Here is a 26,219-nt window from a genome sequence, read left to right on the forward strand (position 1 = left end):
AATCGAGACAGTGTGAGCCATTTCCTATTATCAGGCTGTTTGATTATAAAATGATACAGATCAGCCTTTTCTCAGGCATATGTGAAGCTTTGTTTTTTTAGTTAAAAACTAAAGAACACATACCACAAAAATCAATTTCATATCATAAAGGCATAAAATATGCAGAGAATTAACCATACAAATTCAAAATATTAAGTCATGAAAAGTTTATTATGGTTAGTAGCAGTCATCTGCATCGTTGTTTGGCTATTGGGAATGCTTGGAGTCGTTCCCGGAATGAGCACAGGTTATTTAATTCACGTTTTACTGGTTATTGCTATTATTGTTATTCTTTATAATATCATTTCCGGTAGAAAACCTCTCGACTAGTTTATTATTTTGTACAACCACTTAACATTAAAACTATCAGGCTTTACAGGTGTTCTTCACAGGATAACAAGAGATTTTCATGGGAAGCACCTGTAAAATTCTGAGTTTGATGAAATAAAGTTCATAGTAAACTTCCTTCATTTTAGTCAGATATTCTGCATCTGATATTTTTCTTTATTGGTGCTTTGATCTTCACTCTCTGAAGCAAAAGCAAAAGGATTTTATTTCTATTTTCACAACAGCCAATCCCAATCTGGTATTTTATGGCGTCTGATTTTTACCTACATTTGATGTGTTGAAAATCTATTTGTTCAATTCTGAAAATGAACAAACTCACTCTATTTAAATAAAAAATTAAAGATAATTTATGGAAAGACCACTTATTCTGGTGACTAATGATGACGGAATTACAGCTCCTGGTATCAGAAATCTTGTCAGTTTTATGAATGAAATCGGAGAAGTAGTGGTTGTAGCCCCCAACTCTCCCCAAAGTGGAAAAGGCCACGCTATTACCATCAACTCTACCCTAAGTTACGAAGAAGTTACCCTGGACGGCCCGCAGACTGATTTTTCCTGCAGCGGAACTCCTGTAGACTGTGTAAAAATGGCTCTTGATAAAATTCTGAAAAGAAGACCGGATATTGTGGTTTCAGGAATCAATCACGGGGCAAATTCTTCTATCAATGTAATTTATTCGGGTACAATGTCTGCTGCGGTAGAAGCTGGTGTGGAAGGAATTCCTGCTATTGGATTCTCATTGCTGGATTTCAGCTGGGAAGCAGATTTTACCCAGGCTAAAGAATTTATTCAGAATATCGTAAGAAGAACATTGGAAAATCCAATGCCAAAAGGAATTGTACTGAATGTCAATATTCCAAAACTCCCGGCGGAAGAAATAAAAGGTGTAAAAGTCTGTAAGCAGGCTCATGCCAAATGGGAAGAAAGCTTTGATGAAAGAATCAATCCACACGGTAAAAAATATTACTGGCTAACAGGTTATTTCAACAATATGGACGATTCTGAAGATGCCGATGAAACGGCATTGGCTAACGGATATATTTCTATTGTTCCGGTAAAGTTTGATCTTACTGCGTATGAATACATGAAAACATTGGAAGAAGTGATGACTTTTGAAGATGTAAAAGAAGTAAAATAACAAGGAAATAATAAAAGCGTGAAATCTGATTTCACGCTTTGCTTTTATATTCTTAAAATAATACTCTATCTTCTTTTCTGAGCTCTTCCAGATAAGCCTTTTTTTCATCTCTGTAGAAAAGGTTCATCGTTTCAAAAGGGATTAACTTCAGGTCTTTATTGACAATATGTACGCATGACTTCTTCACCGCTCGTACATCAAAATCATGAGCATCCATAAAGTTCATGATAATTATTCTGAAAAGGTTATCATAGTCAAGATCCGGAGCACAAACATCCGGCAGACAGCACAGTAACTGATTGACTTTAGGCTGAACTTTATCTACGGAAATTCCGGTACTGAAAATATCCAGCAGCTGCATATGCAATCCTTTATCCTGTTCATAAACAATGGTATTCCTTGATTCATTATTCAGGAGATCTGCAGGATTGATATATCGGGTTAAAGGGATTGTTTCGCCCTGAAGTTTCAGGATATATCCCATAGCCAGCGCATCCGGATTACATGGAACGGGAATAATATCATCAGAATTTAATAAGGGAAACTGATTGATAATTTCCTGTCTTACCTCCGTTAAGGTAATTTTTTCATGAGCAGAATCTTCCCGGTTTCTTCCGGCAATTTCAACCGGCTGGAAGGTAATTCCTCTTACGCATTTCTGTTTCAGGGCAAACTCTATAATTTTTCCTATTTCATCAATATTTTTATCTTTTTGAAGGACAATAACCAGTGTCGTAGAAAGGTTAAGCTCATTGAGTTTTTCCAGTGCTTTCATTCTGACCGCGGTAAGATCCTTCCCTCTGAAATCTTCCAGGACTTCAGGTTTAAATGAATCAAACTGAAGGTAAATTTCAAACTCAGGAGCATACGTCGCCAACTGTTCAGCAAATCCCGGATCATTGGCTATTCTGATTCCGTTGGTGTTCAGCATCAGATGTTTGATCGGTTTTGATTTGGCAATATCCATAATTTTGAAAAACTCCGGATGAATGGTAGGTTCTCCTCCACTGATCTGCACCACGTCCGGTTCCCCTTCATTTTTTACAATAACATCAAACATAGCCTCAATTTCTTCCAGGCTTCTGTGACTTCCATAATGGGGTGAGGACATCGCATAACAGGTTGGGCAGGTCAGATTACAGCGATCAGTCACTTCTACGATAGAAAGACAGCTATGCTGTTCATGATCTACACATAGTCCACAATCATAGGGGCAGCCATATTCCACATCAGTTCCGAAATGGAAGGGCATTTCAGAGGCTTTATTATAGTTTCTTATATTTTTATAATACTGTACATCAGAAGCTATTTTTGTTTTAAAAAATCCATGATCCGGACATCTTTTGGTCATAAAAACAGCTTCATCCTCAATAATGATCTTGGCACCTATCCTTTTAAGACATTCCGGGCAAAGACTGATGGTATAATCGTAATACGTATAATTTCTTACTGGCATAGCAAATTTTTTAAAGTCCTCCGCAAATATAACCGCTGATTAACCCACAGATCAGAAGGGATATAAGCATGGTCTGAATAAATTGTTTCCTGGTGAATTTCCGGTCTCCTTTCCTTTCATAAATAAGTTTTGTAATAAAAGCGACGATGAGGGAAAAAAACAGTGCAGCCAAAATAATTGCACCAATAATCATTATCACTACCCCAGCCAGATTGAGATTCCCTTCTAAAATAGTTAATGTTTTCATCTTGAATATTTTAAATATAAAGATCCGGTATTTTTTATTTTATAAATGTAGTAAATAATTACACAGATACACACCATTTGAATCGTACCCATATTTCCAATGATTTCTACCCTTGGTTTTATAAAATCCAAAAGGAATCTGAATGTAAAATAGCTGAGCATAAACAGCTGAAATATAAAGCCGGAAGGGTATTTTTTACGATTCTGAATATACTTTAATCCAATCCAAAGAAGAATTAAAAAGGCTATTTCATACAAGGCAACAGGGTGTCTGAGATATTGGTCCCCCAAATGCATTCCAAAAACAGAATCAGTAGGAATACCATATGTTTCTTCATCAATACCTGTCAGAAAACATCCTATTCTGCCTATAATCATGGCCAATATCAGGGGAAAAACAATAAGATCTCCCGTACTTTCTTTATGATGTACAATCTTTTTTGCCAGCTCTACTCCCATTAAACCAAAAGCCAGTCCGCCTACAATAGTATTGTTTGACCAGAACTTCCTGAAAGAAAAATTTTCAAATAATGCATAAGGGTTTTCAAAATTACCAATCAGCTTGGAACCTATCAAAGCTCCGGCAGTGGCACCAATTAAAACCGCCGCAGAAGTATTGAAAGAAAGTTTTTCCTTAGCCTTACGTTTCAGATAAAAATAATATCTCATGCCCAGAAACATTCCGGCAGCCTCAAAAAGCGGATGCGCAAGGATCGTTTTGCCGAAAATATGAAATGTTACAGGAAAATCCATTATTTCAAAAATACACTATTTCATATTATTCACTACCTTTATTCTGACAAATAATTACAAAATGCGTATAGAATATGACATAAAACTGGGGTTCAAGGATGTAATGTTCCGCCCTAAGCGTTCTACTTTAAAATCCCGCTCGGAAGTTGATTTACAGAGAGAATTTACCTTTAAACATACCAGGAAAAGATGGACAGGAGTCCCTGTAATTGCAGCCAATATGGATACGGTAGGAACTTTTGAAATGGCAGTGGAGCTGGCCAAGGAGAAAATTATTACCGCGGTTCACAAGCATTATACTCCTGAGGAATGGAGCAAGTTTCTCAACAGCCAGCCTGAAAGTATTCATCAGTATATTGCACTGAGTACCGGAACCGGAAAAGCTGATGAAGAGAAAATAAAACAGATCCTCGATAAGCACCCAAAAATTGAGTTTCTTTGTATAGATGTAGCCAATGGTTATTCTGAGCATTTCGTTGAATTTGTGAAGAAAGCAAGAGCCAATTTCCCGGATAAAATTATTATAGCAGGAAATGTGGTTACCGGAGAAATGGTGGAAGAACTTCTTCTGGTAGGTGCAGATATCATAAAAGTAGGTATTGGCCCTGGATCTGTGTGTACGACCAGAGTAAAAACAGGAGTGGGATATCCTCAACTTTCTGCGATTATAGAATGTGCAGATGCTGCGCACGGTTTGGGGGGACATATCATTGCTGATGGCGGATGTAAGGTTCCCGGTGATGTAGCAAAAGCTTTCGGCGGCGGTGCAGATTTCGTCATGCTGGGCGGGATGTTTGCCGGACATGATGAAAGTGGTGGCGAAATGATTGAAGAAAACGGCAAAAAATATCGCCTTTTCTATGGGATGAGCTCTAAAACAGCCATGGATAAGCATTCCGGAGGTGTGGCTGAATATCGTGCTTCTGAAGGAAAAACAGTAAAGGTGGCCTATAAGGGACCTGTTTCAGAAACCGTAAAGGATATTTTAGGAGGTGTACGGTCTACCTGTACTTATGTAGGTGCTTCAAAGCTTAAAGAACTTTCCAAGAGAACTACTTTTATAAGAGTCCAGGAGCAGGAAAATCAGGTTTTTAAAGACTAAAAATAAAATAAAATAAAAGGCTTTAGATAAATATTCTAAAGCCTTTATTCTTTTGTTCTGATGTATTTTTTATTGAAATATTTTTCAAGCTGATCATTTACATAGTTTTTTTCCTCTTTTAAAGAAGCCATTTCATCCATATATAAAATTCTGGGAACTTCTTTTATTTTATCTACCACAACAGAATCCTGAGACGAGTTTTTAATTATATCAACTCTCTGATTCATCTCTCTTTCATATTCCTTAAGATCTGTAGTCAGAAGCTCCATGACTATATTTTCACCATTGAAATCAATATTAAAATAAGAATATTTCTCAGGGAAAACTTTGAGTTCAGGAAGGAAAATAATGAAAAGAGAAACCCACCAGAACTTTTTAATTTTCTCGAATTTGAAAAAGGCGATTAGTGAAAAACTAATTAAAAAATAGAAGATGATACTTTCAAACTGCCTTGCAATGGAGGTCAGAATATACCCTGTAAATAACAAAGGTATCAATGAAACCAACCAGAATAAAACAGCTTTTTTCAACAGTATCTGAGTAGCGATTTTCCTGAGTTCTTCTTCAAAAACCTTAATAAACAATGGAAGTACTGCGATAACCTTAAGCCCTACATATGCTGTATCAGCACCAAAAAGAGCAATCCTTTTCAACCATTTTACAACACCACTTTCTACCTCTCCCATTCTGTTGAAATTTCCTGGTGCAAGAAAACATACCAGCAGGAAAACGGTTCCCAGGAGTGCCAAAAACAAGTTCTTTTTATTACGTTTCTGATAATAAGATACCAACAGAATTCCCCATACAATCAATGCCAGAATTTCATTGGAACCCATCAGCAGTATGATAAGCGGTAGAGAAAGATAAAACCAGATATTCTCTCCCGTATCTTTATTTTTTATAATAAAATAGTGTAAAATACCCGCTAAAATTACAGGAACGAAATAGATATTTGAACCCGTGATCCAGAAGTAATGCTCAGGCAGGCTTACCAGAAGTATGGTATAAAAGAAAAACAAAAGGAATCCTTTTTTGAGAGATTCTTTCAGAGAATAGTGGAAATATTCTTTCAGGTTTAATGCGGAAATTCCAATAAAGGAAAACATTAAAAAGACAGGATAGATTTTCGGAACAATATTATTACTGTCATAAAAGACGGGATTAAACATATTGATAGAATACCCAAAATATCTTCCTCCCCATGTTGTATAAGTATCTTTAAAACTTTCCAGTAGTCCCACTTTTCTGGTTGTATAGGACCAAAAATAATCATCGGTCTGATATACATTAAAGAAACTAATGTATGCCAGACCGATGAATAGTAAAACGGACAAGAATAAAACTATATTCTGTACTTTTTTCATTTTTTATGTTAACATTCCACCGTCAACGTTTAACGTCTGTCCGGTAATGTATGCAGACATTTCGCTGCCTAAGAATACACATGCATTGGCGATATCTGCAGGCTGACCTCCTCTCTTCATCGGAATTTCTTCTCTCCATCCCTGAACGGTTTTTTCATCCAGAACAGCCGTCATTTCTGTTTCGATAAATCCAGGTGCAATCGCATTACATCTGATATTTCTTGAGCCTAACTCCAGTGCAACAGATTTTGTAAACCCGATCACCCCGGCTTTAGAAGCTGCATAGTTGGCTTGTCCGGCATTACCCTTCACCCCTACTACAGAAGTCATATTAATGATAGATCCTGATCTTGCCTTCATCATCGGCTTAATTACTGCCTTTGTAAGGTTAAAAACTGAATCTAAATTTACTTTGATTACTTGATCCCAATCTTCTTTGGACATTCTCAATAACAGGTTATCTTTTGTAATCCCTGCATTGTTTACCAAAATATCAATCTGCCCGAACTCTGCCATTACTTCCTCCACCAATTTCTGAGCAGCATCATAATCTGATGCGTCAGACTGATATCCTTTAATTTGGGTTACAGAACTTAAAGCTGCTTCTAATTCTTTTGCTTTGTCTACAGAGCCAGCGTAGGTAAATGCTACCTTTGCTCCCTGCTGAGCAAACATTTCAGCAATTCCCTTACCGATTCCTCTTGTAGCTCCGGTAATTAGTGCTACTTTTCCTTCTAATATTTTCATATCTATTGACAATTATTTTTTATAACTCGTTCAGCTAGTGACAGCTGCCTCTTCATGTTTCTACAATTCCTTTCTGAAATTAAACGGTTTGCAAAGATATTATAAAATGTTATTCAACCCATTTAAATTGTCAAAATACTAGCTTTTTTTTGATGAATATCAGGATTTTCATTAAAGTTGAACATAATTATTTTTAAATCTGGTGAAATAAATAAAGTCTGTTTTTTTACTCTTATCCAGTCTTAATACCTCTTTCTGCCAAAAGTATTTATCATAAATAATGTCTTTCAAAGGCTCATTCTGAAAATTGGAAACCCCAAATTTTCCTTCTTTTTTCACGACAATTTCGTTTTCAGCATTTCCGAATGTGATAATATCTTCGTATACAAACGGTACAATTTCTGTTCCCTTCCCATCCAGGATTCCATAAAAGTTGTCTGTATTTCTGCAGACCAAAGGTTTTGAATACTGATTGAGAGGATTAAAATAGTCAACATCTTCATTTTTAATCTCGCTGATATTTTCCAACTCAGATATAGAATGATCTTTTACAGAAAATCTATAATAGCGTTCCTGCTTTCCAATGATAAGATTGTCGGGATAAAAACCGAAAATCTGAACTCCGTCTCCTACAATATTTTTAAGATCTTTATCTAAGAATTGTTCTTCATTTCCTTTTTTAAGGTAAATAAAATCTTTTCCTGAAACAGTAAAACTTTTGATAAAATCGTATTCCTGCGGAAAAATGATGTTACCCTGCAGGTCTATAATGCCGGATTTTTTTGCTTTATCATTATAAACACTGAATAAATTACCTAATAAAGGATTTACGTATTTAAAAGTCTGTGCGTACAGCTTTCCGTCTTTCTTACTGAAAACTGTTGTCTTTCCGTTTTTCGTAAGATAGATATATTCTTTTTTGCCAAAATATTCCGGAGTGATATCGTTAAAAATTTCTTCGGCGATCGTATTGTCTTCCGCATCAATCAAGCCATACTTTCCTGTACTTTTATTTTTAGTAATCAGATAAGGATAAGCATTGATGTTGACAACCTGTTTAGAAAATTTGTGCAGTGTTTGTCCGTTATTACCAATGATTTCACTTTCTCCATTTTCATTAATGATAAGTGCCCTGTCCTCTTCAAAGCTGTAGTCTTCTTTAAATTCCCGGGTGCTGAGCTGTTTTCCGTTAAAGTCATACAGAAACCATTTTTTATCTTTTAAAACAAAAAGCCTGTTCTTCCCTGAAAAACGGATCTTTTCCGAGTAAGGAATGATTTCCTTTCCGTTAAAATCATAAACGGCTTCTGAATTCTGTTTTGATGAAATAATGCATTCTTCACTCCACCACGGTGTATTAAATTCCTGATCGTTCAGAGGAATAAGTTCTTTTCCCTTTTCATCAATAACAGCTGATTTTCTACCATTTCCTTCCTCAGAATAAAGAATAAACCGGTTTTTGAAAACATGCAGAATACTTCCTTTGTAAGGTGATTCAAATGTAATAGTGCCTAAAGAATCCACAATTCCCTGTTTCTTATAATCAGTATCGTAGAATGTTCCATATCCCTCAGAATAAGAACTGATTTCTTTCCCCGTCTTTTTCGACAGGATCACCTTCATATATTGGTTAGTTTGCGCTGTACAGACTACAGAACACAATACAAAAACTAATTTTTTCAAAGAAATTTAAATAGAATTATTGACAATAAGGACGATCTCTCCTTTTAAAGTTTTACTCTTGGAGAACTCAATTAATTCATTGATTGTTCCTCTTTTAGTTTCTTCAAATTTTTTAGAAATCTCACGGCTTAAGCTTACTTTGGTTTCTTCTCCGAAGAATTCTTTGATCTGTTCCAGAGTGGTATTAATCTTATGAGGGCTTTCGTACAAAACGATGGTCTTTTTTTCTTCAGCAAGCTGCTTCAGCTTGGTTTGTCTTCCTTTTTTCTGCGGCAGAAACCCTGCGAACAGAAATTCGTTATTAGGAAGACCTGAAACAACAAGTGCCGGAATGAGCGCCGTAGCTCCGGGAAGGCAGATCATATCAATATTGTTATCTGCTCCTGCTTTGGCCAGTAAATATCCGGGATCTGAAATACCCGGAGTTCCTGCATCGGTAATAATAGCAATATTCTGCCCGTTTTTAAGGTCTGTAATCACCTTCTCCGTTGCCTGATGCTCATTATGTAAATGATAAGACTTTAAGGGCTTGGAAATCTCAAAATGTTTTAAAAGTATTCCTGAAGTTCTGGTATCTTCACATAAAATATAATCTACTTCTTTCAGAACATTTACCGCCCTGAATGTCATATCTTCTAGGTTCCCGACAGGTGTGGGAACAAAATATAGGATTCCGCTCAAAATTATAAGAATTTATTTTCCACCAATATCCAAAGTCTCTGTGCATATTCATCCACCTTATTCCATTTTCTGTCATAGTACAGATCACTCAGGTATTCTTTGGCTTCTTCCAGTGTTCTGAATTGGTTCAGCTGATAAACAGTATCGTTCAGGTCTGCCTGGCTTCCTTCAAAAAGCATCTTCGTGAAGGCAAGTCTGTCATTCAGATCCAGCTTAAATTCAGGTTTCAGCTTGTCTGCTTCCATAAATTGGGTTGGAATATTGGATTTCAGAATACTTCCTGTATCTTCTTTGGCAACAGGAGCTGTTTTTTCTTCCTTGGGAAGTTCCAGGTGGTCGTCATCAAAAAGTGACTGAACAGCCTTCATTCCTTTGATATTGGCTAATTTTATTTTTTTCTCCCGATGGTATTCTTCCAAATTTTCGAAGCTCTCATCGGAACGATGTTTATCTGTTTCTTCGGGAACAGGTTTATCGATTTCAACAATCTTTCTGCGGTCATAGACTTCAGCAAGAATGCTTTCTTCTTTTACAGGTTCTTCAGAGTGGTCATTTTTGATCTCACTCAGAATATTTTCTACATTGGAAGTTTCTGTAGCCATTTCACCCTGTTCTATGGAAATGTTTGAAGCCACAAATTGTTCTTCGTTTTCTTCAATCAGTATTTCATCATCCAGCGTTTCTGTATCAAAAATGCTTGGAATGGTTTCTGTAACAGAAGATTTCACATCATTTGCTACCGCAGACTCAGGTTCTTTCTTCGATTCCTCTTCAGAAATTAACTCTTCCTGCTCTTCTATTTCATGAAGCTGATTACTGAAAACCGCTTCTTCTGCTGTTACTTCATTATAAAACAGATCTTCATTAAGATCTTCATCCGAATCCGGTGTAGAATCAGCAAGGATTTTATCCTCATCCACAAAACTCAGAACAGCTCTTTGTTCTTCTGAAATTTCATTTTCATCAATTTCATTCAGCTGATTATTAAAAACTGCTTCTTCTTCCAGGGTTTCATTTCCAAAATCCTGTTCCTGATTTTCAGGTGCGTTTTCAGTCTTATTTTCTTCTACAAAGCTTACGATATTTTCGTGGAACTCGTTTTCAACAATTTCATTCAGCTGATTATTGAAAACAGCTTCTTCTTCAGATTGATCTGAAAAAACTTCATTTTCATCAATTTCGTTCAGTTCATTATTGAAAATAGCCTCTTCTTCCGTCACTTCATTTCCGGTATCGTGATGCTCTGTTTCTCCGGAATCAAAAGAGACATAGTGATGGTCCGGATTCTGTGCCGGATTGTCTGCTACGAAGTATTCGATATTTTTTTCCAGCAGTTTCAAAAAAGAAATCCTGTTAGCAAGCTCATCCACAAGATCTTGCTTGGAAAGTAATTCGTCTATATTACTTATTTTGTCCAGATTATCAATGATATTCATGGATTCAAAAAAAATCTTTTCCTTTAAATCTTGGATATTCTGCATAATAAGATTCTTATTAAAATTGCTTACTTTTGATGTTAAAAATATACGGCTAATTTAACAAATGTTTTTAGAAAATACAATTAATCATTCCAAACAAAGTGGTTGGATGGAAGTAATTTGTGGCTCTATGTTTTCCGGTAAAACCGAGGAACTTATCCGCAGATTGCGAAGAGCGGAAATGGCAGGACAGAATGTGGAAATTTTTAAACCAAAAATGGATGTACGGTATTCTGAAGAGGATGTAGTTTCCCATAATCAGAATAAAATCCGCAGTACAGCAGTAGAAAACCCTAATGAAATTCTTCTGCTGGCTTCCAATTGTGATGTAGTAGCCATTGATGAAGCTCAGTTTTTTGATGAAAGCATTGTTGATGTTGCCAACCAGCTCGCCAATAGCGGGATCAGAGTGGTTATTGCAGGACTGGATATGGACTTTTTAGGCCGTCCGTTCGGGCCAATGCCCAATTTGATGGCGACTGCAGAGTATGTTACAAAAGTGCATGCTATTTGTAAGAGAACCGGTAATCTTGCCAACTACTCGATGAGAACTTCACAGGGAGATAATCTGGTGGAACTGGGAGAAACAGAAAGTTATGAAGCAGTAAGCCGCCGTGTTTTTATTGACGAAGTACTTTCAAAAAGAAAATAATCGGATAAAGCAGACGACGAAATCACTAAATTGTAAAACTGTTTGCTATAAACCGTAAAATATATTCACTAATATAAAATGAAAAGCGAAAAAGCTACACTGTAAAATATTTAAAAAGGAAAAACCGGATGATGTCATAAATCTTAGCCCTTTTACTATTTTACCTTTTTGCCGTTTCGCTAAAAAAAGCAGAAAGGGTACCAATGAATTATACAGTACAACACATTGCAGGGATCACCAATTCACAGGTCATTGGTGACGGAAGTTTATTGATCAAAAATATAGCATACGACAGCAGGATTATTTATTCTATCAAGAATACGGCTTTCATTGCGATCAATACTCACAAAAATTCCGGTGAAAAATTTATTGAATCTGCAATGGACAGGGGAATCAATGTCATTATTTCTGAACATCATTATCCGGCGTTTGAAAATATAACCTGGATCATTGTTGAAAATTCTGTAGCGTTTCTTCAAAAGTTAGCAAAGTATCATTTCGAACATTCTCATTTACAATCCATCGGGATTACGGGAAGTAATGGTAAAACTATATTAAAAGAATGGCTCTATCAATGTCTGTGGAATGAATTTCCTACCGTGAAAAGCCCTAAAAGTTTTAATTCACAGATCGGTCTTCCGCTGTCTCTTCTTCAAATCAACAATTCTCATCAACTGGGAATTTTTGAGGTGGGAATTTCAAAACCGGATGAAATGGAAAAACTTGAACATATTTTCCACCCTCAGATCGGACTGCTCACGCATATCGGAACGGCCCATGCGGCCAACTTTTCTTCCGAGGAAGAATTGATTGATGAAAAAATCATTCTTTTCAAAAATTCTGAAGTCATCATTTATAATGGAGACAATCTTCTTGTTGATCAAAAAATTAAAAAATCCTATTCTGATAAAAAATTAATTGCTTACGGTTTTAAAAAAGAGAACCAGGTTTTCATCAAAAACAATATTTCCAAAGATGAAAACATCATTGTTGAATATTTGGGTGAAGAAATCAGTTTTCCGGTGCATCAGAGAGACGAAGCGACATTAACCAATGCTATGGCGCTTATCTCTGTGCTTAAGGAACTGAATATCGAAAATAAAAAGATCGTTGAAAAAATCAACCTTTTAAAAGCCGTTGAAATGAGACTTGAAGCGATTGAAGGAATTAAAGGCAATATTATCATCAATGATTCTTTTAATCTGGACCTCGATTCTTTGAAGACTGCCCTCCAGTTTTTGAATGAATATAATAAATCTAAAAAATCTCTGGTCTTAACAGATATTGTTGGAGTGAATTCCAATGCCAAAGAATTATACGAGGAAGTTTCAGAATTGGTGAATGAACAGAATTTTGATTCTGTATTCTTGATCGGTGATGAAATTTCAAACTTCAGTGAATTATTTAAAGCTAAAACCTATACTTTTATTGATACTAAAGAGCTGATTGAAAGTAAGCATCTTAGTGACATAGAAAATCAGATCATCTTACTGAAAGGAGCAAGGAAATTTGAGATTGAAAAATTGAAAGATATTCTTGAACTCAGAAAACATGATACAGTACTTGAAGTAAACCTTAATGCGATTCTTCATAATATCAACTATCACAAATCACTGCTGAAGCCGGGAACTAAAATGATGGCTATGGTAAAAGCCAATGCCTACGGTTTAGGAAGTTTTGAAGTATCAGAGTTTCTTCAGCACCATCATATAGATTATCTTGGGGTAGCCTATGCAGATGAAGGTGTAGAGCTTCGTAAAAAAGGGATTACTACTCCTATTATTGTGATGAATCCTGAACAGCACAGTTATCAGACGATTATCGAATATAACCTGGAGCCGGAAATTTACAGTTTCAGAGTTCTGGAATTATTCTATGAAGCGGTTCAGAAATCCGGATATGATAAGAAATATCCAATCCATATCAAACTGGAAACAGGAATGCACCGTCTTGGTTTTAAAGATTTTGAACTGGATCATTTAAGCGAAACTTTAAGCCACAAAAATGTAAAGGTCCAAAGTATGTTCAGCCATTTATCATCTTCTGATATGCCTGAAGAAAAAGAATTTACTTTGAAACAACTGGAGGTTTTTGATAAAAATTCAAGTTACCTCATTGAAAAACTGGGTTACACTCCCATCCGCCACATCCTGAATTCAGCAGGAATTACCAGCTATAAAGATCATCAGCATGATATGGTAAGAATCGGTATTGGTATGCTGGGAGAATCAGCAGATGCTGAAATTCAGAAACAATTACGTTCTGTGGTAAGCTTTAAAACCGTAATTTCACAGATATCAACCGTTGAAAATGGTGAATCGGTAGGATACAGCAGAAGATATAAAGCAGATCATCCTACAAGAATTGCAACCATTCCAGTGGGATATGCGGACGGAATTCCAAGACTGATCGGAAATCAGGTAGGAAATGTGGGAGTTAATAAAACGCTGGCACCCATCGTTGGAAATATCTGCATGGATATGATGATGATTAATGTAGACCATATTCCTGGTGTAAGAGAAGGCGATACGGTAACTGTTTTCAACGCCAAACCAAGCTTAAAAGAATTCGCAGGCTACTGCAAAACGATAACCTATGAAGTATTAACCTCCATTTCACCTCGGGTGAAACGGATTTATATAAAAGATTAACTATGAGAAAACTCCTGATTCTGCTTTTCATATTCCCACTGTTATTGATCCATTCTCAGGTAAAAAAAAATCTGGTAATTCCGAAGAATCCAAAAATAGGCCTGTCGCTGGCCGGTGGTGGAGCCAAAGGATTTTCACATGTTGGAGTTCTTAAAGTATTGGATTCATTGGGAGTGAAAGTGGATTACATTTCCGGAACCAGTATGGGAGCCATTGTAGGCGGATTGTATGCCGCCGGCTATTCCGGAAAAGAAATAGAAAAAATAGTCATGGATACGGATTTCTATTCTCTGATTATGGATCCAAAGTCCCGGCAGGAAGCCAGCTTTTTCAACAAATCCGTAGATAAATATCTTTTATCCATTCCGCTTAAAAACGGAAAAATCACACTTCCCTCTTCCATCAGTACCGGCCAGAGAAATGTTTATCTTCTGAAAGAACTTTTCAAAAACGTTTCCAATATTGAAGACTTTTCCAAAATGCCTATTCCATTCCTTTGTGTTGCTACCAATCTTGAAAGTGGCAATATGCAGATTTTTGAAAAAGGAGATCTCGTACAGTCTATTATGGCAAGTTCTGCGTTTCCTTCTTTAATGGATCCTGTAAAAATTGGCGACAGTATTTATATTGACGGAGCAATGACGGTAAACTATCCGTCAAAGCCTTTAAAGGACAAAGGAATTGACATCGTCATTGGTGTGGACCTTAACCAGGATCTTTCGAAAAGAGAGGATTTAAACAATATTATAGCCATTCTGAACCAGGTTATTGATTTCGGCATCAAAAAAGATACCCGAAGACAATACAGATATACAGACATCAATATTAAACCTAATCTGAAAGGGATGTCCGCCACCAGCTACGATGATAAAAAGAAAATTCTGGACAGCGGATATGTGGAAGGTATGAAATATTCCCAGGTATTAGACCAGCTGCCCAAGAGACCATTTGACCGTCTCAGACAACAGGTGAATCCAATCTATTCCAATGTTTATAAAATAGATAGTATTTCTATTGAAGGAAGTAAAATTTACGGAAAAAACTACACATTAGGGAAAATGGGGTTACGCCTACCCTCTTTGCAGACCTACGGAAGTATTAATAAAATGATTGATAAACTGGTTGCCACCAACAACTACAAATTTATCAATTATGATATCGTTCAGGAGAATGACGCCAACTATCTGAAGCTTTACGTGACTGAAGATGATGCCCGTCATTTTTTAAAATTCGGATTACATTATGACGAAGTTTTTAAAACAGGACTTCTTTTGAATTATTCTGCCAAAAGACTTTTATTCAAAAATTCAAACCTTTCGGTGGATCTCGTTGTAGGAGACCGTCTCAGATATTACCTTAATTATTTTGTAGATAACGGATACATTCCTGGAGTTGGTCTCTATTCGTCAGGAATGAGCTTTGATATAAAGAATGTAGATAATTATGTAGTAGACCGCTGGGAATGGATCAGAAATGAAGCTTATATACAGTCTACCTGGAAGGATAAATTTGCCATTGGCGGCGGTATCAGCCACGATTATTTTAAAGCAGAAAACAGCAATGGAGATAACAGGCGATACAGCCGTTTTCTGAACCCTTATGTGTTTATTAAAACCGATACTCAGGATGATAAGGAATTCCCCACAAAAGGGGTTTATTTTGCAGCAGAAGGAAAGGTTGTAGATCTTTTAAAGTCTGAAGTTGATAAAAGAATTATTCAGATCAAAGCAGACCTTAAACTTAATATTCCGCTTAGCAAACAATTCAGTTATCGTCTCAATCTGTTTGGAGGCGTTACTATCGGTGAAAACCTTCCAGGCTATTATCAGTACAGATTAGGTGGAATTTTTGAGCAGAATCTCATCAATTTTAAAAGTTTTGGAGGATTCTATTTCGCCCAGTTGTATACAAACAATGTAATACTGGCATCCAACGATGTTCAGTTTAAGTTTAATAAAAACTATTTTATCAGCGGAAACTTTACCTTTGCCAACTTATCAAACGATATCAAGTTTGAGGATGCAGTTAAAGTAAATTATAGCTCTCTGGGAATTACAGCTGGTTACAAATCTCCTTTCGGGCAGATAAAAGTAAACTTCAGCCACTCCCTAAAAAATAACCAAAAAGGTATATTCAGTGTTATTTTAGGACACTGGTTTTAAAAAAAATGATACAGTTCTTTTACGAAAACTTACCAGAGTCGGTAAGTGCAGATTACAAAAAATGGCTGGAAGATCTTATTCTTTCAGAAGGAAAAAAATTAGGAGAAATCAATTACATTTTCTGTGATGACGAATATCTTCTTAAGATTAATCAGGATTATTTGCAGCATGATTATTATACAGATATCATCACTTTTGATTATGTAAAAGGTAAGACAATAAGCGCTGAGATTTTCGTATCTTTGCAGCGCATTTCTGATAATGCCTCTACCCTTTCCCGAGATTATGAAGAAGAATTAAGAAGGGTTTTAGCCCACGGCATTTTACATCTTGCAGGCTATAAAGACAAGACGGAAGAGGAAGAAAAAGAGATGCGGAGAATGGAAGATCTGTACCTGGATAAATACAGGGATTTAAAGTTTTAAAATTGAAGAATCACTTAAAGTCCCATATCTAAAGTACTCTATTCTAGCAACAATATGAGTTTACCTAGAGTGCATTCTCCAAAAATGTTTCACGTGAAACATTGGTTATAAAGATAAGGTTTAAAGCTTAAAACGAGCGAGATAAAAATGATTTCAGAAATATATGATGTAATAGTAGTAGGTGCAGGACACGCAGGTTGTGAGGCAGCAGCAGCAGCAGCTAACCTGGGTTCAAAAACACTGCTTATTACAATGAATATGCAGACCATCGGACAGATGAGTTGCAACCCGGCAATGGGCGGAATCGCAAAAGGACAGATCGTAAGAGAAATTGATGCAATGGGAGGATATTCCGGAATTGTGGCAGACAAATCTGCCATCCAATTCAAGATGCTGAATCTTTCAAAAGGTCCTGCGATGTGGTCTCCGAGAACCCAAAATGACAGAATGCTTTTTGCCGAAGAATGGCGCTTAGCATTAGAGAATACTCCCAATCTTGATTTCTTTCAGGATATGGTGAAACAACTGATTGTTGAAAATAATAAAGTAGTGGGAGTGGTTACTTCTTTAGGAATTGAGATTAAAGCAAAATCTGTAGTTCTTACGAACGGAACTTTTCTTAATGGATTAATTCACGTTGGAGACAAACAATTAGGTGGAGGAAGAATGGGTGAACCAAGAGCTTTTGGAATTACAGAACAATTGGTCACTTTAGGTTTTGAAGCAGGAAGAATGAAAACCGGAACTCCACCAAGAGTAGACGGAAGAAGTTTGGATTATTCAAAAATGGAAGAACAAAAAGGAGATGAAAATCCTCAAAAGTTCAGCTATCTTGATACGCCGAAACTGACAAAACAATTAAGCTGCCATATCGTATATACTAATGAAACAGTACACGATATTTTAAGAGAAGGTTTTGACAGAAGTCCAATGTTTAATGGAACCATTCAAAGTTTAGGTCCAAGATACTGTCCAAGTATTGAGGATAAAATTAACCGTTTCGCAGAAAGAAACAGACACCAGCTTTTCGTAGAACCGGAAGGATGGAAAACTGTTGAAATCTATGTCAACGGATTCAGTTCTTCACTCCCGGAAGATGTACAGATCAAAGCAATGAAACATATTCCAGGATTTGAAAATGTAAAAGTTTTCCGTCCGGGTTATGCAATTGAATATGATTACTTCCCTCCTACCCAGTTGAAGCATACGCTGGAAACTAAATTAATTGATAATTTATATTTTGCAGGACAGATCAATGGAACAACCGGATATGAAGAAGCAGCAGGACAAGGATTAATTGCCGGAATCAATGCACATAATAAAGTTCATGAAAAAGGAGATTTTATCCTAAACAGAGATGAAGCTTATATTGGAGTATTAATTGATGACCTAATCACAAAGGGAACGGAAGAACCTTACAGAATGTTTACTTCACGTGCAGAATACAGACTTCTTTTAAGACAGGATAATGCTGATATCAGATTAACGGAGAAAGCATACCAGCTAGGATTAGCAAAAGAAGACAGATTGAGACGTGTTGAAACTAAAGTATCTGAAAGTCAATCACTTGAAGAGTTTCTTCGGGAAACTTCTTTAAAACCAGGCATTATCAATCCTGTCCTGGAATCTATTGAAAGCAGCCCTGTAGATCAAGCTTACAGAGCAGCACAAATTCTTACCAGACCTAATATGACATTAGAAAAACTGGATGAAATTGATTTTATTAAAGAGGTTTCTACTCAATATAATGATGAAGTACGAGAGCAGGCTGAGATCAATATTAAATATAAAGGATATATTGAGAAAGAAAAAGAAAATGTAGCAAAGCTGAATCGTCTGGAAAACATTAAAATTCCTGAAGATTTCGATTATACAAAGCTTTCCAGTCTTTCTGCAGAAGCAAAACAGAAGATGTCTAATGTACGTCCGAAGACTATTGCACAGGCAGGAAGAATAAGCGGGGTTTCCCCTGCTGATATTAATGTTTTATTAGTTTATCTAGGACGTTAAAGAAAAATGTTTCACGTGAAACATTAAAAAATAAAACAAGAATTAAGGTATTTATAAGCATAAAACGCTTCTGAATATCTTAATTTTTTTATCATACTAAAGATATTTACTTCAATGAAAATAAAAGATCATTTTCTTTCACAGGAAATATTTGAAATAAAAGAAACAGAAACAAAAGGTGTATTCAAAACCACTCCTATTCCATCCAATATTTCCAGATATTATGAAAGTGAAGATTATATTTCTCATCATCAGGATTCCGGAAGTTTAAAAGAAAAACTTTATAAATTTCTACAGTCTTTTAATCTGCAGTATAAAAAAAATATACTGGTAGACAGAATAAAAAAAGGATCAAAAGTTCTGGACTACGGATGTGGTGCAGGAGAATTTGTAAAGTATATTGAAAATGATTTTGAGACCTACGGATTTGAACCGGATGCTGATGCCAGAAAAGCAGCACAGGGAAAAATAACAAAAGCTTCCATTTTAGATAATATTAATAAAATTGAAGAAACTGCCTTAGATGCTATTACACTCTGGCATGTATTTGAACATATCGAAAATCAGGATGAAATGCTTCGTACATTTCACGGAAAATTAAAAGAAAAAGGAATTCTTGTTATTGCAGTTCCTAACCCTACTTCCTATGATGCGAAACATTATAAAGAATATTGGGCCGCTTATGATGTTCCAAGACATATCTATCATTTTTCTAAAAACGGAATGGAAAACCTGATTTCTAAAAATCCCGACTGGAAAATGAGAAAGATCAAGCCTTTAGTTCTTGATTCATATTATATCTCTATGTTGAGCGAAAAATACAAAAAATCACCCCTATTTTGGCTAAAAGCAGTGATCTTTGGAACAATTTCCAACGTAAAGGCGTTATTTTCGAACGAATTTTCAAGTTTGATATACATTATCGAAAAAAGATAGAAAATCGATTTTTGACCTATTTATGAAGGTCAATTTTTAGCAATTTTAGCTAGAAAAATAAAAAACTCAGGATTTTTTCTCCTGAGTTTTCTTTTTCTATATCATATCCGAATAATAATTCTTCCTCAATTTTATCAAATTAAAAAATAAGATTGAAACTTACTTTTCTTCCCTATCAATAAAAATATCTCCCCTACTCTATTTTTAGAATAGAGATAAATGCCCATCACCTACACAGCATTTTACGTACTTAAAGGTTTTACTGAACTTTCTCATTCAGTTTGCAACAAAAGCATAAAAAACAGCAAAAAATAGAACAAATTTAGTTTCACAAGATAAATTATCACAGAAACAGCTTCAATTCAACTTCAAAATAAAATAAGATACAAATACTATAAAAAAAAGAGAAAATTGCTTTTTAAGCTATTTATGAAGGTCGTTTTTCGACATTTTATTAAAAGAAAAAATTAAAGCTGATCTGGTAAATATATTTCTGACGACAAAAAAAGAAAATCCAATTTCTTCTTAAAGCAATTCTTCCATGATAAAAAAGAAGCTCCCCTACTCCACTCTACCATTTTTAATAAAAATAACTTTTCCCTGCTTCAAAAAATAAAATTGATAAAAATTGAAAGATTGTATTATTTTTTAGAAAAAAGGAAAAAATAAAAATACAGAGAGTTTCAAAAATCAATACTTAATCATTTAAAAATTGGAAGCACCTAAACAATGTTAAACTTCATGGTAAATTTTTAAGTCTAAAGAATAAAAAAATAAAACTTACTTAAATTTATCATGTAAAGGGATCTTAAAAATTCAAAAAATAATTAACTTATTCATTTTATTATAGTTACCAATGGATTTCTATTGTTTTTAGTAAGATTATCACATGAAAATAATAAGGAAAAATAGTTAAAAAATAAGTTTAATAATTAATAATCAACAATATACAAAACGATCACTATTATGTGAAATAAATAAATGATTGAATTTAAAATTTTTAAAAATCTATCTCTCCGTTTTCCAGTAGAAATTTAAATACTAAAACAATCTAAAATACTATTACCCTAAAAAAGATAAAGTGAAGCCTATCTCTTCAAAATAATTTTAAAAATTAATAGAATCACTTTTCAATGGGAAGAAGAAATCATAAATTTTCCTTCAAATCCTCTAATAATTTTCATAAAATCATATCAACTACTCCTTCTATATTTTTCGAAATACAAGTATAATTCATAGAAAAAATTACCACTTTTTATATCAATAATATTGCAAAAATAATAGTCATTTACCAAAGCAAAATGAGAATATAACCAGAAATAAAATCACTTGAATTCATAAATTTTACAAAAACAACCTGATCATAAATTTCCTTAAAAACATAAGTCTCTGAAAGAGCATTAATCCCACCTTATATAACTATAAGTTATATCTAAAATACAATGAAAATACCGATCAATAAAGGATTTTCATAATGTTCCAGCAATAAAAAAAGCCTGCTAATTATATTAGCAGACCTTACAATATCTTATCTTTTCTATTAATTATTGATGGCAGCTACCCCTGGTAACTCAAGTCCTTCAAGACTTTCAAGCATTGCTCCACCTCCGGTAGAAACATAGCTTACCTGATCAGCATATCCGAATTGCTTAACAAAAGCAACACTGTCACCTCCTCCAACTAAAGAGAAAGCACCAAGTCTTGTTGCTTCAGCAATACTCTCTCCTAAAGCAACTGTACCACCAGCAAAGTTTGACATTTCAAAAACCCCGATAGGACCGTTCCAAAGAATAGTTCTTGAATTCAACAATACATCATTAAACTGATCTCTCGATTTGTGACCCGCGTCAAGTCCCATCCATCCTTCAGGGATTGCATAGATATCAGCTTCTTTTCTCTCCACATCATTACTAAAGCTTTCAGCAATAATAGCATCAGAAGGAAGATATACTTTTACTTTATGCTCTTTTGCTTTTCCTAAAATCTCAAGTGCCAAAGGAAGCTTATCTTCTTCTACAAGAGAATTACCAATTTTTCCTCCAAGTGCCTTAATAAAGGTAAATGCCATACCTCCACCAATGATCAGATTATCTACTGCAGGAAGTATATTTTCTATAATGGTAATTTTAGTTGAAACTTTAGAACCTCCTAAAATAGCTGTAACAGGTCTTTCACCACTTTTCAATACTTTATCGATAGCCTGAAGCTCTTTAGCCATTAGTAAACCGAAATATTTAGTTGACGGAAAATACTGAGCGATTACTGCTGTAGAAGCATGAGCTCTGTGTGCCGTACCAAATGCGTCATTTACATAAGCATCTCCTAACTTTGCAAGTTTCTCTGCAAATGCAGCATCTCCTTTTTCTTCTTCATTATGAAAACGTACATTTTCCAATAATAAGATTTCCCCCGGTTTTAAATCGGCAGCTGCCTGCTCTGCTTTCTCTCCGATACATTCATCCACAAACTTTACTTCCTGTCCTAAAACAGAAGAAACTTCGCCTACAATATGTTTAAGGGAAAATTCATCTTTAACCTCTCCCTTAGGTCTTCCAAGGTGCGTAATCAAGATGACAGAACCACCATCATTAAGGATTTTCTCCACTGTAGGTTTCACAGCAACAATTCTTGTATTGTCTGTCACTTTCAGTTGATCATCCTGCGGAACATTGAAGTCCACTCTTACCAGAGCCTTCTTATCTTTAAAATTAAGATCATTGATTGTTTTCATAAATAGATTTATTTTTTGCTAAGCCTTATGAGACCGTCCTGCAGAAATCCTTTTTAGCTTTTGGTAAAATCTCGCAAGAACAATTTCATAAATCTCATTGAATTTTTGTTTCACAAATGTAAGGTTTTAAACTTTTTCAACAGTTTGATTAAAATAAAAGTTTTCAAAAACTTTCCCCGAACCCAATCACCCATTAATCAACAATTTTTTCTCTTTTAAAAAAAAAATAATGTAGTTGTTGTTGAGTGTTGTGAATTTCGGGGATAAGTTTTATGATAATAATTGATAACATTCAACTTGTATCCAATTCATATTTAACTCACAATATAAACTTCTGTAAACCCGCTATTTCACACACTTATTAACAAATGTTGATAACTTTGAAATGAAGGCATTATTAGTTATTTTATTATGGAAAAATCTGGGGATAGCTGAAGAAAACATCTGGAAAGTTGTCGTAAAAATCTTCGGAAAGAATTTCTATTACGAAATAAATTGATCTTTAAAAATAGAAAGTTGAGAAAAGTTTTCCACAGTTATTCACATACCTTTTCACAATTAACTCAGGGTTTACTAACACGAATTGTTATTATTCTTACCTTTGTAAGGAAATAGAATCTAATAAAGCTTAATAAGAGTATTATGAAAAGAAAAATTGCTATCGCAGCGGACCATGCCGGCTATGAATATAAGGAGATTGTTAAGAACTATCTTTCAGAAAGGTTTGAAGTTCAGGATTTTGGAACGTTTTCCACAAACAGTGTGGATTATCCGGACTTTGTACACCCTGCCGCAACCTCTGTGGAAAACGGAGAAAATGAGCTGGGAATCCTGATCTGCGGAAGCGGAAACGGAGTTCAGATCACTGCGAACAAACACCAGAAAATAAGATGTGCTTTGTGCTGGATGCCGGAGATCGCAACACTGGCAAGACAGCATAATGATGCTAATATGATTTCAATACCGGCAAGATTCATAGCTAAAGAACTGGCGCTTGAAATTGTAGATCAATTTCTTTCAACAGACTTCGAAGGTGGAAGACACCAGAACAGAGTTGACAAAATTGCATTTTGCTAAATAAATAAAATAAGGCTTGTAAATCACTTTGCAAGCCTTATTTATTTTTTATTCGTACATTTGCAGTGTCCGATAGAAATTTATACTCTATTTTTCTCCAAAGCCTTTCTTATATTTGAAATATATTAATAGAAGGTTTTTCTCTTTTCTTCTCCAGAATTGTATTAAATTTATACAAAACTAAAGCTCCCGTTGTAAGTAAACTGAAAGATAATTTCTGATGATTTACGGAAAGATTCTAATGATGAAATTGAATGACCTTATACAAAGGAACGAATAAGGAAGATTTAGAAAATGGTCTTAGTTGAGAAAGATCAAAACAATTAAAAGAAATTAAAATGCCAAAAAAAAGAAAATATATAAGTCATAAAAATGATTTAAAAATGATGGAGATCGGAAGAATGATCCTCCGTTTTATGAATGCAAATTCATCCAAAATTTATAATTATAAGCAGATCGCTGACGGAATAGATTACAAAAATCCAAGACAAAGAGAACTTGTGATCCAGGCACTGCATAAACTTCAGGGATCTGAAAAGATCAAAGAAGTAGAAAAAGGAAAATATATCGTGAACCTGAAAATTGCAGGAACACTTACCGGAACTATAGACTTCAACCAAAGTGGAAATGCTTATGTAAGTGTGGAAGGATTAGAAGACGATGTCTTCGTTCATGCCAAAAATGTGAAGGATGCACTGCAGGGAGATAAGGTTCTTATTATAACTTATCATTATAAAGGAAAGAAGTTGGAAGGCTCTGTCCTGGAAGTTTTGGAGCGTACCAGAACGGAATTTGTAGGAACATTTCAGAAGGTTACTCACAAGGAATTTGGATTTGTGGTTTGTGATAAAAAAACAATCAACACAGATATCTTTATTCCGAAAGGAAAGTTCAATAATGCTGAAGATGGCGATAAGGTCATTGTAAAAATGACAGAATGGAGGCCGGGTGACAAAAATCCGGAAGGTGAGATCATCCAGGTGCTGGGTGCTCCGGGAGAACATGAAACAGAGATCCACTCTATTCTTGCTGAATATGGTCTTCCTTACGAATTTCCACCGGAAGTAGAAGCTGACGCGGATAAAATCGACAGAAGCATCACAGATGAAGAAGTTGCAAAACGCTGGGACATGCGTGATATCTGTACGTTTACGATCGACCCTAAGGATGCGAAGGATTTTGACGATGCTTTATCCATAAGAAAGCTGGAAAACGGAAACTGGGAAATCGGGGTTCATATTGCAGACGTATCTCATTACGTAGTTCCGGGGACTATTCTGGATGATGAAGCTTATCAGAGAGCCACTTCGGTATATCTTGTTGACAGGGTTGTGCCGATGCTGCCGGAAGTGTTGAGTAATGATGTTTGTTCACTTCGTCCACATGAAGATAAATATACTTTTTCTGCAGTTTTTGAACTGAATGATAATGCTGAAATTCAAAAGCAGTGGTTCGGAAGAACAGTAATCCACTCAGATAGGAGATTCACATATGAAGAAGCTCAGGAGCGTATCGAAACCGGACAGGGAGATCTGGCTGAAGAGATCAATACGCTTGATAAGCTGGCCAAAATAATGCGTCATGAACGTGTCAGAAAAGGAGCCATTACTTTTGACAGAAGTGAAGTAAGATTCAATCTTGATGAAAATAATGAGCCGATTGGGGTTTACTTTAAAATCAGTAAAGATTCCAACCACCTGATCGAGGAATTCATGCTTTTAGCTAATAAAAAAGTATCAGAATTTGTATCCCTTTCAAGAAAAGGTGAGATCACCAATAATACATTTATTTATAGGGTACACGATGATCCGGATCCTGCAAAACTGGAATCGTTGAGAGACTTCGTTGCCACTTTCGGATATAAAATGGATTTGGCCAATACCAAAAAAGTGGCTGCGTCTTTGAATAAACTTCTTCATGATGTAAAAGGAAAAGGGGAAGAAAATATAATTGAAACGCTTGCTATGAGAAGTATGAGTAAGGCGGTATACTCTACGGAACCAATCGGCCACTATGGTTTAGGTTTTGAGTATTACAGTCACTTCACCTCTCCTATCCGCCGTTATCCGGATTTGCTGGCACACCGTCTTCTTCAGCATTATCTGGATGGAGGAAAATCTCCGAACAGAGGTGAGCTTGAAGAAAAAGCAAAACACTGCAGTGCCATGGAAAGATTGGCAGCTGATGCGGAAAGAGATTCCATCAAGTACATGCAGGTAAAATTCATGGAAAAACATTTGGGAGAAACATTCAGAGGAGTGATTTCCGGAGTGGCAGAATTTGGTTTCTGGGTTGAAATTCCTGAGAATGGTGCTGAAGGTTTGATCAAGTTGAGAGACCTTGTGGATGATTCCTATATGTATGATGCGAAAACCCATGCTGTATACGGAATAAGACATGGAAATAAATACCAGCTTGGAGATGAAGTTCAGATTAAGGTGGTGAAAGCCAATCTGATTCAGAAGCAGCTTGACTTCCAGATTGTGAAGTAATGACGAGAATAGATAAATACATTGTATTTAGTATCTTAAATGTAATAT

Annotated in this window: 20 protein-coding genes; 11 read left to right on the forward strand and 9 right to left on the reverse strand. The window is 35.4% G+C overall.

What is annotated here, in order from left to right; translation table 11 throughout:
- Positions 1 to 198 precede the first annotated feature (198 nt).
- Positions 199 to 369 (forward strand): lmo0937 family membrane protein, encoded by a 171-nt coding sequence (locus AC5YGI_RS02270; protein WP_110008970.1) that lies wholly within the window; start codon positions 199 to 201, stop codon positions 367 to 369.
- Between the two features lie 367 nt (positions 370 to 736).
- Complete coding sequence (surE, locus tag AC5YGI_RS02275; protein ID WP_110008969.1) at positions 737 to 1,525, forward strand: 5'/3'-nucleotidase SurE; 789 nt, start codon at positions 737 to 739, stop codon at positions 1,523 to 1,525.
- Between the two features lie 52 nt (positions 1,526 to 1,577).
- Here surE and AC5YGI_RS02280 read toward each other — a convergent pair whose 3' ends face one another.
- The 3 genes from AC5YGI_RS02280 to AC5YGI_RS02290 are packed head-to-tail and all read right to left on the reverse strand — an operon-like array spanning position 1,578 to position 3,980.
- Positions 1,578 to 2,981, reverse strand: a complete 1,404-nt coding sequence (locus tag AC5YGI_RS02280) for a radical SAM protein (protein WP_496167387.1) — start codon at positions 2,979 to 2,981, stop codon at positions 1,578 to 1,580.
- A gap of 10 nt (positions 2,982 to 2,991) precedes the next feature.
- On the reverse strand, positions 2,992 to 3,228 hold the full coding sequence (locus AC5YGI_RS02285; RefSeq protein WP_496167388.1) for a hypothetical protein: 237 nt from the start codon (positions 3,226 to 3,228) through the stop codon (positions 2,992 to 2,994).
- Positions 3,225 to 3,980: a prolipoprotein diacylglyceryl transferase gene (locus AC5YGI_RS02290; RefSeq protein WP_496167390.1), complete on the reverse strand. Its 756-nt coding sequence runs from the start codon at positions 3,978 to 3,980 to the stop codon at positions 3,225 to 3,227. Before AC5YGI_RS02290 ends, AC5YGI_RS02285 begins: the two co-directional genes overlap by 4 nt.
- A gap of 61 nt (positions 3,981 to 4,041) precedes the next feature.
- Here AC5YGI_RS02290 and AC5YGI_RS02295 point away from each other — a divergent pair, with 61 nt between their 5' ends.
- Positions 4,042 to 5,082, forward strand: coding sequence for a GMP reductase (locus tag AC5YGI_RS02295; protein WP_446107160.1), 1,041 nt, complete (start codon positions 4,042 to 4,044; stop codon positions 5,080 to 5,082).
- A gap of 44 nt (positions 5,083 to 5,126) precedes the next feature.
- Here AC5YGI_RS02295 and AC5YGI_RS02300 read toward each other — a convergent pair whose 3' ends face one another.
- From AC5YGI_RS02300 to AC5YGI_RS02320, 5 genes are all read right to left on the reverse strand, one after another.
- A complete protein-coding gene (locus tag AC5YGI_RS02300) occupies positions 5,127 to 6,446 on the reverse strand; it encodes a DUF6056 family protein (protein WP_496167392.1) in 1,320 nt (439 codons plus the stop codon).
- Positions 6,447 to 6,449: 3 nt separating this feature from the next.
- Positions 6,450 to 7,193, reverse strand: a complete 744-nt coding sequence (gene fabG / locus AC5YGI_RS02305) for a 3-oxoacyl-[acyl-carrier-protein] reductase (RefSeq protein WP_137904546.1) — start codon at positions 7,191 to 7,193, stop codon at positions 6,450 to 6,452.
- A 171-nt stretch (positions 7,194 to 7,364) separates the two neighbouring features.
- Positions 7,365 to 8,876 (reverse strand): WG repeat-containing protein, encoded by a 1,512-nt coding sequence (locus tag AC5YGI_RS02310; RefSeq protein ID WP_330744761.1) that lies wholly within the window; start codon positions 8,874 to 8,876, stop codon positions 7,365 to 7,367.
- Between the two features lie 6 nt (positions 8,877 to 8,882).
- Positions 8,883 to 9,557, reverse strand: a complete 675-nt coding sequence (rsmI, locus tag AC5YGI_RS02315; RefSeq protein ID WP_047377914.1) for a 16S rRNA (cytidine(1402)-2'-O)-methyltransferase — start codon at positions 9,555 to 9,557, stop codon at positions 8,883 to 8,885.
- A 2-nt stretch (positions 9,558 to 9,559) separates the two neighbouring features.
- Positions 9,560 to 11,038, reverse strand: a complete 1,479-nt coding sequence (locus AC5YGI_RS02320; protein ID WP_330744760.1) for a DUF8457 domain-containing protein — start codon at positions 11,036 to 11,038, stop codon at positions 9,560 to 9,562.
- Positions 11,039 to 11,099: 61 nt separating this feature from the next.
- On the opposite strand from AC5YGI_RS02320, the gene AC5YGI_RS02325 reads away from it, so the two are divergent.
- From AC5YGI_RS02325 to AC5YGI_RS02350, 6 genes are all read left to right on the forward strand, one after another.
- Positions 11,100 to 11,687 (forward strand): thymidine kinase, encoded by a 588-nt coding sequence (locus tag AC5YGI_RS02325; RefSeq protein WP_062672824.1) that lies wholly within the window; start codon positions 11,100 to 11,102, stop codon positions 11,685 to 11,687.
- A gap of 203 nt (positions 11,688 to 11,890) precedes the next feature.
- Entirely contained in the window at positions 11,891 to 14,338 is a 2,448-nt protein-coding gene (locus AC5YGI_RS02330; RefSeq protein ID WP_330744759.1) for a bifunctional UDP-N-acetylmuramoyl-tripeptide:D-alanyl-D-alanine ligase/alanine racemase, read from the forward strand.
- Positions 14,339 to 14,340: 2 nt separating this feature from the next.
- Entirely contained in the window at positions 14,341 to 16,500 is a 2,160-nt protein-coding gene (locus tag AC5YGI_RS02335) for a patatin-like phospholipase family protein (RefSeq protein ID WP_330744758.1), read from the forward strand.
- A gap of 5 nt (positions 16,501 to 16,505) precedes the next feature.
- Positions 16,506 to 16,925 (forward strand): rRNA maturation RNase YbeY, encoded by a 420-nt coding sequence (gene ybeY / locus AC5YGI_RS02340; protein WP_496167396.1) that lies wholly within the window; start codon positions 16,506 to 16,508, stop codon positions 16,923 to 16,925.
- Positions 16,926 to 17,072: 147 nt separating this feature from the next.
- Positions 17,073 to 18,935, forward strand: a complete 1,863-nt coding sequence (gene mnmG / locus AC5YGI_RS02345) for a tRNA uridine-5-carboxymethylaminomethyl(34) synthesis enzyme MnmG (protein ID WP_496167398.1) — start codon at positions 17,073 to 17,075, stop codon at positions 18,933 to 18,935.
- Positions 18,936 to 19,049: 114 nt separating this feature from the next.
- Positions 19,050 to 19,871 (forward strand): class I SAM-dependent methyltransferase, encoded by an 822-nt coding sequence (locus AC5YGI_RS02350; RefSeq protein ID WP_496167400.1) that lies wholly within the window; start codon positions 19,050 to 19,052, stop codon positions 19,869 to 19,871.
- Between the two features lie 1,540 nt (positions 19,872 to 21,411).
- Here the strand turns inward: AC5YGI_RS02350 and AC5YGI_RS02355 are convergent.
- Positions 21,412 to 22,602 (reverse strand): phosphoglycerate kinase, encoded by a 1,191-nt coding sequence (locus AC5YGI_RS02355; protein WP_202842158.1) that lies wholly within the window; start codon positions 22,600 to 22,602, stop codon positions 21,412 to 21,414.
- A gap of 642 nt (positions 22,603 to 23,244) precedes the next feature.
- On the opposite strand from AC5YGI_RS02355, the gene rpiB reads away from it, so the two are divergent.
- Together rpiB and rnr are read left to right on the forward strand one after the other, a co-directional pair.
- Positions 23,245 to 23,679, forward strand: coding sequence for a ribose 5-phosphate isomerase B (gene rpiB / locus AC5YGI_RS02360; protein ID WP_330744755.1), 435 nt, complete (start codon positions 23,245 to 23,247; stop codon positions 23,677 to 23,679).
- 338 nt (positions 23,680 to 24,017) lie between these two features.
- The gene (gene rnr, locus AC5YGI_RS02365; RefSeq protein WP_496167402.1) at positions 24,018 to 26,171 is read left to right on the forward strand and encodes a ribonuclease R; all 2,154 of its coding nucleotides are present in this window, start codon (positions 24,018 to 24,020) and stop codon (positions 26,169 to 26,171) included.
- Positions 26,172 to 26,219: the final 48 nt, after the last annotated feature.

The organism is Chryseobacterium sp. CS3K3.1 (genome assembly GCF_059515165.1).